This window comes from Pseudoalteromonas sp. AOP7-A1-14, assembly GCF_052376275.1.
Lineage (GTDB): Bacteria > Pseudomonadota > Gammaproteobacteria > Enterobacterales > Alteromonadaceae > Pseudoalteromonas.
The window spans coordinates 1-11,621 of sequence record NZ_JBQSVO010000115.1; the positions used below are offsets into that span (position 1 = coordinate 1).

The following is an 11,621-nucleotide window of genomic DNA, read 5'->3' on the forward strand; positions in this document are numbered from 1 at the left end:
ATATTTTTTCGTGGCAAAAAAAATAGTGATCGTAAATAAAAAAATGGTTACCAAATAGGTAACCATTTAAAACAAGGGAGTGTGTAAACTTTTATTAGAAGCAGTAGCTTACGTGTATTAGCTCATTGCATCATTGTACTGCTCAGCTAAACTGTCTTTTTGCCCTTCGGTTAAGGCTTTACCTGCTAACTGAAATACTTCTCGTTCTTCCTCTTCAAGGTGATGATGCACAATGTGGTGTAGCTTTTTAGCGGTAGTTAACCACGCTGGTGAACTCTTATCTGTTTCTTCAAGTTGCTCAATTAGCTCATCAATATCGTGGTGCTCAGCAATACTGTGACGTGCTTTCTCATGAGTTAAGTCATCAAACATCAATGGATTATAAAAAAATCGTTCTTCAAATTTAGCATGTTCAGTCAATTCGTTTTTTAAATCGTTCATTAGCGATTGACGGTTTTTAGTATCACCATGGGTTTCGATTAGTGCATTCACTAAGGTACGTTGTTTATCGTGATCTTGACGTAAAGCTTCAAAAATATTCATGGCTATTCCTTACATTGCTAATTACTTTTCTTGTTGGTTGTAAAGCAATTACCAAACCATATTTTAATGATCTGATTTTATTGGCTTTTTTTATTTACTTATTAAGGTAGTCAATCGTTAATTGTAAATGTTACAGACTAGACGGGTAATAAAATAAGTAATATTAAAGTATAAAGTGATAAGAGCTAAGCTTACCTTCATACTTCTATGTTGTGGTGTTTGGGCAATCGAAACGTTGAATGCTTAAAAATTGGTCTTATTAATTGAAAGTGAAAACTTATCACCAACTATGTTCAGTGAGTTGAGTATAAGCTAATAGTCCCTAAAGAAGTGCTATTTATTAGCGAACTTTGATGGTTGTTAGTTTGCCGAAATGGTCAATTTTAAACGTTGCGTGTATTTTTGACCGTTGATGAAGTCGCTAACCCCTAAGCTGTAATAGTATTGTGCGGTTGCAGCTTAGAGATTAATGCGACTTTATTTGGGGAATACACTAAACGTATACTTTTGACTTTTATGTATCAATAAAGCTTTATTGATTGAGAAGAATGAACACGTGGATAGTTTTTATCATGGAAGCGGATAAACAGGGTTTTATTGACCGTTAATGACTTTAACGCAAACCTAAATAAAGAACCTGAATTACAGAGTATCTATAACGATAATTAGTAGCCTGATTATTTTAAAAGTTCTTGGGACTCCCATCTTATAAGTTATTTATGACTTAATTAAGATTTAAACATCTAAAATTATTCGTTCAATAAACGAATCTCAATATTTAGCTTTAATCTGTGCTAAAAATGTTTTTGGAATTGTAACCAGTTGCTTCACAAGATTTTTTTAGGAGGTAGGGCTACGTTAGCAAATATTAAGCCTGCCACTAACGACATAAAAATTAGAAAAGTTTGCTGCCCTATATGATCAGCTGACACAAAATTCTGACCTTCAATAAAGGAGTTAAGTCCGATATAGGTTTTACTGCCAGGTACCAGCACAATTAGACCTTGCATAGCCACAATAGATGCAGGAGCGTTTGCAACTCGGTTAAATAAGTTACTAAATACTCCGACTGCAAAAGCACCCACAAACGTACCTAATGTATAGTCTAAGTACATAGCAGATCCAATGCTACTTCCGTACGCTATAAATCCAGAGGCAATAGACCAAAGGCTGTGCTTTAACTTTGTTCTAAATATTACAATCAAGCTGCTACATAACATTAATATAGCCAGCCAAGGAGTCCAAGGTGGGAGCGGTTCAGGCTGTATGAAATCTGTTTGGCCAAAAAGGGCAAAACCAATTGATATACCAATAAATGCACCAAAATACAATTTGAACAATTGCATAAATGAGTCCATAACCCGCGCTGTGCCAGAAACTAAATGCCGTGCGGCAAGTTCAGCTAAACCAAGCGCCAGCGCAAGCCCTGGAATAAATACAATAATGGCTGAGAGCACAACTAAGCGGATATTTATGTGGGCATCTAAATGAACACTTATCGCGCATGCTAACATAGCAGAAACAATTGCGACTAATGGCTCTAACATGTGAGCGACACGCTTAGAGCGTGATGACCAAAGTACAAATAAATAGACCACAGTCGTTAATAATGAAGACCAAAGTACATCATTCCAACTAGTCCCCATCAGCATTGCAAATGCACCGCCTGTAGTGGCAAACGCAAAGCCGGTCACCCACTTATTATAGGGGTTAGGTGCATCATAAATAATGTCTAATTGCACATCGACTTCTTGAACACTTAGTTCATCATTAAGCATACGGTTAACTAAGTCGTCAGTATCAGCTAATGAACCCAAGTTATGATCACCAGGATCAACACGCGCAACATGGGTATACTCGTCTTCATGCCCGTCGGTCCAGATCACAAAAGTAACAGAGGTAGGTGACATTACAAAAGACGACTTTAAGCCTAAGTAAGTCGCAACTTCCATTAAATGCGCTTCTAACCGATACGCAGGAGTCCCGTATTTGTGGAGCATTTTTCCAAGTTTAACGATAAATTTTCGTTTTTCAGTAAATGTTGCTGTTTTCAAATGTATATTGAGCCATAAATTAAATTATTCAGTTAAAAAATATAGGCGATATATCTAAATTCGCCTAGGTTTAATGGCGGCGATTTTATACACTAAATGACATCTGTCTAGCCTTTTTAAACTATTTTTTATTTATTTTTAGCTTCGATCCACTGTGCCATATATTGAGTGCTTCGCATTGTATGGTGCTTAAGCATTTGCCCTGTAAAATTAGCTTCTCTGTGGGTGCTCAAGGTATTGCTAATAGCATTAATTTTTTTTACTAAACCAGCTTCTAAAATGGTTTTATCGTATAAAGAGGTAAGTATCGCTTTCCCCTTAGTTTGTGCATTATTAAATTGCAATTCATTTTGATAAAGCGCAAGCGCAGCATCGGCAAATTGTTGTGCGTCGTTTTCAATACTGCCAGGCCAAGGTAAATCATGGTGCATACCCTCGCTGCCAATATTAGTGGTGACACTGGGGGTTTGCATTATCATCGCTTCGAGCAACTTACCTTTAATACCTGCGCCAAAGCGCAGTGGTGATAAGCACACTCGAGCACTTTGCATTACTGTAAAAGCATTCTCGGCCCAGCCTTTAATTAAAAAACCTGTTTTAGGATTATTAAGTGCGGTCGCTTTGGGCGGCGGATATGAGCCATAAATATGCAGTTCAGCAGTGGGTAATTGCTTACGTATAAGTGGCCAAATTTTTTGCAAATACAGCACTGCATCCCAGTTTGGAGCATGGCGGAAATTACCAATAGTCATAAAGTGTTGGCGTTGCTCAAATGACTTTGTGCTGCTTGGGAGGGATTTTAAATCGACCATAAAAGGTAGGTGATGTAATAAACGGCTATCAACCTTAAATACATCACTAAGTAATTGCATTTCATAACTTGAGATAATTAAACTTAAATCGCAGCGTAAAATGGCGGCAATTTCGCGTTTGGCTATATCAGAGTGTAAGTCGCTGTGGTTGAATTCTCTACCTGCTTTATGAGCTTCGTGGCGTGCGTTACGCAGGCATTGTAAATCTTCGGTATCGAGTATTTTAAGCGCTTGAGGGCAGTGTTTATCAACACGCCAACCAAATTGCTCTTCCATCATAAAGCGATCAAACATAACGATGTCTGGTGCATATTGGCTAACATATTCATCAAAGCTTGCACAATTTAGGGCAATAGTAGCGCTACTGATATCGTGTTCATCAAGGTTGACCATATGCTCAGTTTTTTGTGCAGGGCTGGCAAATTCTACGTTCCATCCTTGATGTTTAAAGCTGGTTAATAGCGACATCATATGTGTGCCCGCAGCAGATGAGTTAGGTTCTGGCCACACGTAGCCAATTACCAAGACTTTTTTCATTGACTGGAATCTCTAATTTGTAAGGTGACATCAACCAAAGTGCGTACAGCAGGGGTTGAATATGATAGCAGTTCATTGAGTGCTTGGCAGGTGCGTTTACCAATTTCATCAGCGCTGATATTGACAGAGCTCAGCGAAGGCAACATTAAACGCGAGTCTTCTAAGTCATCAAAGCCAACCACTTTTATATCTTTTCCGGGTGTTAAGCCATGTTGTCGAATAGCTTCAATGGCGCCATACGCAATAACATCATTAAAGCAAATAATAGCTTTAATGTTGGGTGCTTGAGAGTACAATTTGGTAAATGCCTCGCGACCGCCTTGGCGATTAGGAAAGGCACTTATTATCGGTTTTTCGTCCTTTATAGCAAACTGCGCAAGGGCTGACTTAAAGCCACTTAAGCGCTCATGATAGTCTGAAATGTCGCTATTCCCTCCTATAAATGCGATATCGGTAACGCCTTGTGCTAAAATATGACTTGCAGCAAGGTGAGTGCCTTTTTTGTTGTCGGGTAAAATAGTGGGGGCGCTGCAAAAGGGCACTTCGCGCATAATGTTAATGACGGGAAAGCCACTATTTATTAATTCATCAACCCATACCTGCTCGGTACCTGGAGCGGGGCACATAATAAACGCAGCTACGTTATATTCTTTCAGTGTTTTAACTACTTGGTTTTGCCTGTCAACACTTTCACCTGTATTAACTAGCATTGGTAGCATGCCGAGTGAATATATATGGTTTTCAAGGCCCACCGCTAATTGCGCCGAATAGGGATTGGTTAAATCGTTTATCACTAAAGCCACAAGGTTTGAACGCCGGCTTCTAAGTGCAGCTGCATCACGGTTATAGACATAACCGAGCTTATTTATAGCCAGCAGCACTTTTTGTTTGCTCTTATCACTAACTTTATCACTTTGGGTAAGCACCAGTGATACTGTTGATTTTGATACTTGTGCTTCTTTGGCAACATCAAAAATAGTGATCGTTTGCGCTTTATTTTTCATTATTTGCAGGCAGTTGAATAACATTGATAAATAGTTATTTAGTTTAACCTAAGTGGTGTGCTTATCAAACTATCGCAGACACTTTATGGATGTACCTAAAAATGTTTGACTTACCTGATAGGCTCAAGCCCTTTTGCAACACAAAACCCTTCACCTTAATTAAGCTTAGATAAAAAGTTCGTTTAGTTGATGCTGCCGTACGAAGCTCAAGTATTGGGCTCGTAAAATTTACTCTAATCAACTAGTATCGTCTATATGTACATGTTTGTTGTTTATTTGTTGCTATTTTGTTGTGCATTCTTGCTTTACTATGTGAGAGTAACGAGTGTATTACTAGGTTTTATTTAGGAGTGGTTAATGGATTTATTAAAAGTAAGACCGTCGATGGCTATTATAAGTTTATTTATAATTAGTGGGTGTAGCGAACAAGATAAAGCGCTTGATGTTGGGGCCTCAGTATCAAACGAAGGTATCGATATCTCTATGTTTGCTAAAAATGCGTTTACTAAAAAACCTAAAGTAGTGGAATGCGAGACTGCACAAGGAACTGTAACTACGTGTTATGAATTAGTTAGTTCTGGTGCACCAGGAGGGCGAGAGCCGGGCCCATTTTGCCCAAGAACAATAACAGATGGCGCGGATGAAGCGGGTGCTTGGTTTAATAAAGATGGCTCTGGAGAGCTCGTGGATCTTACCGGTAATTTTATTTTAAAGTTAAGTGAATATTACGGTGATGAGAAATGGGTATTGTATGACGCTAAAACCAATGAAGTTCGTTACACTGCAACATTAGAGTCTTGTTCTGGCGCTGCACGTCCTGATGTTGAAGAGCAATACAAACAAAACTGCATAGAATGCGAGCTGGCGTATCTTGATGACGACTTCTCTCTTACTTATTTGATCCCAACGACACCTATTCCAGCTGAAATAACAGGTAGGGTACGTACAGTCGGTATTGCGTTAGATGGCACTGAATTATCAGGTCCCGCTCCTGTCGATGCTATTTTAGGTAGTTACACAATTGCTGCTTTTGATGATTGCGGTGGGCATATTAATTTACATCAGGGTTATCATTACCACGCAACGACAGGTTGTACCGACGCTCCTATAGCCAAAGATGGCCATGCAGCATTAATAGGTTATGCCTCTGATGGCTATGGCATTTATGCAATGAAAGATGCGCAAGGAAAAGAAGAGTCTTTGGATGAATGCCGTGGTAATACTGACGAAACACGGGGTTATCATTACCATGCAGCAAGCCCAAGTGAAAATTTATTTATAGGGTGTATGCATGGTGAAACAGTTCAGCCAGTGGGAGGTCCGCCTCCTATGGAGCCTAATGGTCCAGCACCAGAGCACGCTAAACCAGTGGAGCATTAAGGTGTGGAGATGAAATTAAATATAAGTATTGCAATGGTTGCGTGTCTTGCTAGTACAGCATTATTTATGACAGGTTTTAGTTATGCACACTCAAACTCTTTGAACGAAGTTGCAGTAAAAGCATGTCATGAAAAAGTAAAGTCACAATCGTGTAGTTATGATGGTGGTCATAACGACTTATATATTGGTAGTTGCCAATATATGGCGGATGATTTGCTATGTGTAAGAAACCAACCTATTAAAAAAATTGATTCAACTAAAAAAACCGATCATCAACATATAGAAAAAATTAGCGTTGAGGAAAAATCAACTCAGTTATAATTTTTAAACTTATAAAACCCATTAAAGTCTTAGCTAACGAGCAGAGGTTGTCGTTTGTTTAATGTAATTGATGACTTTAATCACGAAGGCTGACAGTTGATGCAGATTTATCTCTAGTTGAGCGTATAATACGTGTCTTAAATCAAATAATAGAAGTGTGGTAAACCTAAATCCAACAGATGTGATAATAGACCTGAATATATTAGTTATAAACTAGCAGGTTGGATAGTCGAGAATGATATTGAATTACGGTTTATTCAACCTAGTAATCCACAGAAAAACGCGTATACAGAGTGCTTTAATCGATACGATTGGTGAATCATTGTATCTATTTTATATTAGGTAGTTACAAGAGAGTCACATATTAAAGAACCCATGGTTGAGCGCACTACAAATACTTATCAAGCTGCCTGCCATAGTGCAGCAAGTATGTTTAATTGTGCAATATCAACATTTAGAGTAAGTAAACACCGTTATTTTTGGCTGGACGATATTTTGGATTGTATTGAGCAAGCACAGTGCAATTATAAGGTAAACCGTGTACTTGAGCTATTGGCAATGAACTGTAAGCGGCAATCTATTGAAGAAAAATGTGAAAATTAATCGATTTAAGGTAGGAGTAAAGCGTTCACTAAACTATGAATAAGAAGTAGGTTCCCTTCAACAGTACAGATCGGTAAGTTTTTTATAGCCCAAAATCATTGAATGTAAAAAATTTATCTATAAGACTATCAATGTTATAAATATGCCACTATTTTAGATTGAGTTATTTTATGCCTGATTTAGCTATATTAGCTGTATTTATTCCGACCTTTTTCTTTGTTTCAATCACCCCTGGTATGTGTATGACACTTGCGATGACGTTGGGTATGACTGTAGGCGTTCGTCGAGCGCTGTGGATGATGGTCGGAGAGGTTATTGGTGTTGCACTAGTTGCCGTTGCTGCGGTTATTGGTGTTGCGAGCGTTATGCTTAATTACCCAAGCTTGTTTTCATTACTAAAGTGGCTAGGTGGGGCCTATTTAATTTATTTAGGAGTAACAATGTGGCGTGCAAAAGGGAATATAAACGCTAATGCGAGCCAACCACAAGATGTTAGCCGCAGCCATTTATTTAGCCAAGGATTTATTACTGCAATTGCAAATCCAAAAGGTTGGGCGTTCATGATTTCTTTACTCCCGCCTTTTATTGATGTGCAGTATAGCGTAGCTCCGCAATTGGCTATTTTAGTCATGATAATCATGCTCAGTGAATTTATTTGTATGATGATTTACGCCACTGGCGGTAAAAGCTTACGGGTATTTTTAGCTAAAAGTGATAATGTAAAATGGTTAAATCGAACTGCGGGTGTTTTGATGATGCTGGTGGGAGTATGGCTTGCATTTGGCTGAATTAATGAAGAAATCATGCTAAAACATTAGGTATGACTGATCGTCGACTTGGTTTAAGTAGCTCACTCCATTTAGTTGAGCTACTGTGACTTGATTTAAGCTTTAGTTGGTAGAGTACGTTATACCTTTTGCTTTCCCCTTGGGGACATTGAGCTGCCAACCGAGGCGACTATCACTAACAAAATGGCGAACCACTGCCAAATACTTAATAATTCACCTAATATAGCCAAACCTGCCAGCGCTGCGACGGCAGGCTCTAAGCTCATCATAATACTAAAGCTTTGTGCGGGCATATTACGCAGCGATACCATTTCTAATGTATAAGGTAGAGCGCTTGACATCGCGGCCACCAAAATACCTAGCGGTAATACCTCCCAGCTAAGCAGCGCCATCCCTTGATGAAAAGCACCATACGGAACCAAAACGAGGGCTGCAACACTCATACCTAGCGCCACAGTCATGCCCCCAGAGCCTTGATTACCGGTTTTTTTACCAAATAAAATATAACCCGCCCAGCAAGCACCCGCAGCAAGCGCCAGTACTACGCCTATGGGGTCTAAACTATCTTGGCCTGACATATTAGGTAGCAATAAGATAATTCCGGCTATAGCACAGCCAACCCAAAATAAGTCACGTTTGCGTCGTGATGATAGTAACGCCACGGCTAAGGGCCCTGTAAATTCAAGGGCCACACCTACGCCTAACGGAATACGTTCAATGGCGTAATAAAAAAGGATATTCATGCCACCTAAGCTTAAGCCATATATGATTACTGGCAAACGCTGACCAAGACCTGGAAAGTCACGCCATGGTTTAAATACAAGGCATAAAATAACGGCAGAAAATCCAAGTCGCAAGGCTGTTGTGCCTTCAGGGCCGATAAGTGGAAACAATTGCTTTGCAATAGAGGCACCCGATTGTATGGTGACCATAGCCATGAGTACGCAGACTAGTGCAATAATAAAAGGCGGAATAACACGAGACATAGTTTTAAAAAGAATGAAAAAGATGACGATGGGCAGAGTGTACAGGCTAAAATAATAATTTAATATATTTGCGATAAGTGACACTGTAAAAGGTTGTACCTATAAGGCTCTGTTTTTAAACCGAGACCACCTCACCGTGATGCTTTCATTTTGAGGTGGCCTTAGTTTTAAGACTAATTGATTAACTCTAACTTTTTCGTATCAACAATCACTTTGTTTTTAGTGGACTTTTGCTTCAAATTCTTCGACATTAGGGCAAATATAACCGCAAATAGGGTCGCTGTAATATCAACCATATAGCCTTCATAATAAGGTAGTAGCGCAACGTTATTTATACCTTGAACAATGCTTGAGATAGGTAAACATGCCGTGATCAAGGCTAAGCCTGTAAGAATGCTATAACTCGCTCTATTTGTGCCTAGTTTAAAGGTGTAAGCAAGGGTGATAAAAAATACCAAATAATAGCAAAGCATATAATGGTTATTAATATTACCAGCTAATAAGTGTGACCATTTTGCTAATAATAACACTGCCGCAACGGCTAATATAGAACCTAAACACACTCCGATGGTCAACCTTGCCATCATCTGAGTACTGGTTTTACTCGCGTCCTTTTTCATACGTTTGTCTAGCCACAATAAATTACCGGAGTAAAAAAGGAATGCACCAAACAGGCCCATAATAAAGTAGCCCCAACGACCCCATTCACCTCCATATGTACCAAAATGCAACGAGAATAGGCTTGCTACAAAATTACCATAAAAGCTGTCTTCGCCTTGTGGGTATGTCGAGCCACTTATTTCTAGAGTATATGGATTCATAAACAAATAATCTGTGTCTGGTCCACGAACGACTGCAGAATCGTTACTCATTTTAAAGACTGCTGAAGGCGTTACTGTGTTTAGTCGACTGTAGCTAATATGAACGGGTTCATAGCCGGAGGCATAATTCTTAGCAGCAATGATTTGTGTATCAATACTTTTAATATCACTAATATTATAAGCGTGTGCAGCAGGCGGGGTGCGTTCAAACAGAGGTTTATCGCCATAGAACTGCGCTAATCCATCGCAAATTAAATCATGAAACGCAAATACCACAACGGTGAGTGCAATGATTAAATGAAAGGGCAAGCTGGCAATACCGACTAGGTTATGGCTGTCTAGCCAAAAACGGCTGGGCCCTTTTTCTTTACGTAATGCAAAAAAGGTTTTCGTTAAAGTCGGCAGTAAAATAATGACACCTGAAACAAGGGCTAAAAAATAGAGTCCTGCCGCTATACCTAAAATATAGACTCCTGACTGATCATGGCCAATTTCACCGATAAACCCTGCTGTGCGATGCAAGTAATCAATTAAATCGGCAAGTTTATGCTCTGCCTGGTCGGTAGTTATTAATTGGCCTTGCTGATCTAAATGAGCCGTTTGTATTTGGTTATCTAAATGCATGCCCCTTGCTTGGCCTTTTGTATACCAAGATAAAGGAGCGTCATGAGTGAGCAAATCCAGCTCAAATCCAGCATTCATCTGTTCGGGGTATTGTTCAACCGCTTTATCTATCAAGCTTTGGTAGTTTGCTGTGATAGGGGTTGTAACAGGTGCTTTGGTCGGCTCTGACCATTGCTGAATTTCATGCTTAAACATTGTTAGGCTGCCGGCATAAAACCCGATAAATAAAACCAAACCAGCAATAATACCTGTCCACGTATGCAGCCCTTGATAGGTACGTAAAATATCTGCTCTAACTTTCATAGCCCGCCCCGAAAAATATAAAACAAGCTATATAAAACAATGTTTAAGCTGCCTAATACGGCCCAAGCTTGCTTACTTGAATTAAATAAATAAGTAAAACTAAATATTGTTAACCACAAAAGTGGGATCATCCACATGTTAAATTGTACTTTATCTCTGGCATCTATCCCGCCTGCCCCATACCAAGCAAATAAAGCCATTAATATAAACGCCAAAGCTAAACCTAAAAAGCCACCGGCAAGTGATTTACCTAACCAGGTTGGTTGAATTTTTTTCCGTGTTTGAGCTGTCATTACCTTTCCTTATTTGACTTTATTAGGCTAGTAAACGGGATTATCATCAGCGCAAGCATTAGTATAAACCCACTGAAAAATATGGCTGCAGACGTAGTGAGCTCGTTAAATGACAAAATCACTGCCATTAATAAAAGAATAAAAGCAGGTTTCCTCCAACGCTTAGAAATAGGTGTCCTTAAAAGTTTTTGATGTCGATTACTACAATAAAGTAACGCACTTGCTAACAGTAGAGTGAGGATGACGGTAAGTAGAAACATAAGAGTAATTAGTTGTTATTAGTTATGCTATTCTAAATGATAAGTAAACTCAATTGCAATAAGTGAATTCATGTGCTACTTTTTTCGCGCAATTTAACACTGTTTCAACTATATCAATAAAGGAAATAACATTGTCTGGCCTATTCAAACTCAAAAAACTTTCATTACTTATCTCGAGCTCTTTTTTATTGTTTCAGGGCCATGCCTTTGCGGATGACGACGAAACAAACCGTAAGTCAATGGATACCATAATCGTAACCGGTGAGAAAGTAGATAAAACACTTAAAGATAC

11 protein-coding genes and 1 pseudogene are annotated in these 11,621 nt (G+C 39.0%); 5 read left to right on the plus strand and 7 right to left on the minus strand.

The window, feature by feature from the left end; all coding sequences use genetic code 11:
- Positions 1-117: 117 nt before the first annotated feature.
- The 4 genes from ACT3RM_RS14805 to ACT3RM_RS14820 all read right to left on the minus strand — a co-directional run bounded on the left by ACT3RM_RS14805 (position 118) and on the right by ACT3RM_RS14820 (position 4,950).
- Entirely contained in the window at positions 118-543 is a 426-nt protein-coding gene (locus tag ACT3RM_RS14805) for a hemerythrin domain-containing protein (protein ID WP_441996714.1), read from the minus strand.
- A gap of 827 nt (positions 544-1,370) precedes the next feature.
- A complete protein-coding gene (locus ACT3RM_RS14810; protein ID WP_441835937.1) occupies positions 1,371-2,597 on the minus strand; it encodes a threonine/serine ThrE exporter family protein in 1,227 nt (408 codons plus the stop codon).
- A 128-nt stretch (positions 2,598-2,725) separates the two neighbouring features.
- Complete coding sequence (locus ACT3RM_RS14815; protein WP_441835936.1) at positions 2,726-3,946, minus strand: glycosyltransferase; 1,221 nt, start codon at positions 3,944-3,946, stop codon at positions 2,726-2,728.
- Positions 3,943-4,950, minus strand: a complete 1,008-nt coding sequence (locus tag ACT3RM_RS14820; RefSeq protein WP_441835935.1) for a LacI family DNA-binding transcriptional regulator — start codon at positions 4,948-4,950, stop codon at positions 3,943-3,945. The genes ACT3RM_RS14815 and ACT3RM_RS14820 overlap by 4 nt, the downstream gene beginning before the upstream one ends.
- A 357-nt stretch (positions 4,951-5,307) precedes the next feature.
- Between ACT3RM_RS14820 and ACT3RM_RS14825 the strand changes: the two genes are divergently transcribed.
- From ACT3RM_RS14825 to ACT3RM_RS14845, 5 genes and pseudogenes are all read left to right on the plus strand, one after another.
- Positions 5,308-6,330 carry a YHYH protein gene (locus tag ACT3RM_RS14825; RefSeq protein WP_441835934.1) on the plus strand — a complete coding sequence of 341 codons (1,023 nt, stop codon included), beginning with the start codon at positions 5,308-5,310 and terminating at the stop codon, positions 6,328-6,330.
- 9 nt (positions 6,331-6,339) lie between these two features.
- Positions 6,340-6,651, plus strand: a complete 312-nt coding sequence (locus ACT3RM_RS14830; RefSeq protein WP_441835933.1) for a hypothetical protein — start codon at positions 6,340-6,342, stop codon at positions 6,649-6,651.
- A gap of 42 nt (positions 6,652-6,693) precedes the next feature.
- Positions 6,694-6,966: pseudogene (locus ACT3RM_RS14835) on the plus strand (DDE-type integrase/transposase/recombinase); the annotation flags it as partial.
- 60 nt (positions 6,967-7,026) lie between these two features.
- Complete coding sequence (locus tag ACT3RM_RS14840) at positions 7,027-7,254, plus strand: hypothetical protein (RefSeq protein ID WP_441835932.1); 228 nt, start codon at positions 7,027-7,029, stop codon at positions 7,252-7,254.
- A 170-nt stretch (positions 7,255-7,424) separates the two neighbouring features.
- Positions 7,425-8,042, plus strand: coding sequence for a LysE family translocator (locus ACT3RM_RS14845; protein ID WP_441995222.1), 618 nt, complete (start codon positions 7,425-7,427; stop codon positions 8,040-8,042).
- Between the two features lie 119 nt (positions 8,043-8,161).
- Here the strand turns inward: ACT3RM_RS14845 and ACT3RM_RS14850 are convergent, their stop codons facing one another.
- The 3 genes from ACT3RM_RS14850 to ACT3RM_RS14860 all read right to left on the minus strand — a co-directional run bounded on the left by ACT3RM_RS14850 (position 8,162) and on the right by ACT3RM_RS14860 (position 11,069).
- Positions 8,162-9,028 carry an EamA family transporter gene (locus ACT3RM_RS14850; RefSeq protein ID WP_441995224.1) on the minus strand — a complete coding sequence of 289 codons (867 nt, stop codon included), beginning with the start codon at positions 9,026-9,028 and terminating at the stop codon, positions 8,162-8,164.
- 173 nt (positions 9,029-9,201) lie between these two features.
- The gene (locus ACT3RM_RS14855; protein ID WP_441993065.1) at positions 9,202-10,776 is read right to left on the minus strand and encodes a PepSY-associated TM helix domain-containing protein; all 1,575 of its coding nucleotides are present in this window, start codon (positions 10,774-10,776) and stop codon (positions 9,202-9,204) included.
- Positions 10,773-11,069 carry a hypothetical protein gene (locus ACT3RM_RS14860; protein ID WP_441835928.1) on the minus strand — a complete coding sequence of 99 codons (297 nt, stop codon included), beginning with the start codon at positions 11,067-11,069 and terminating at the stop codon, positions 10,773-10,775. Before ACT3RM_RS14860 ends, ACT3RM_RS14855 begins: the two co-directional genes overlap by 4 nt.
- Positions 11,070-11,621 lie beyond the last annotated feature (552 nt).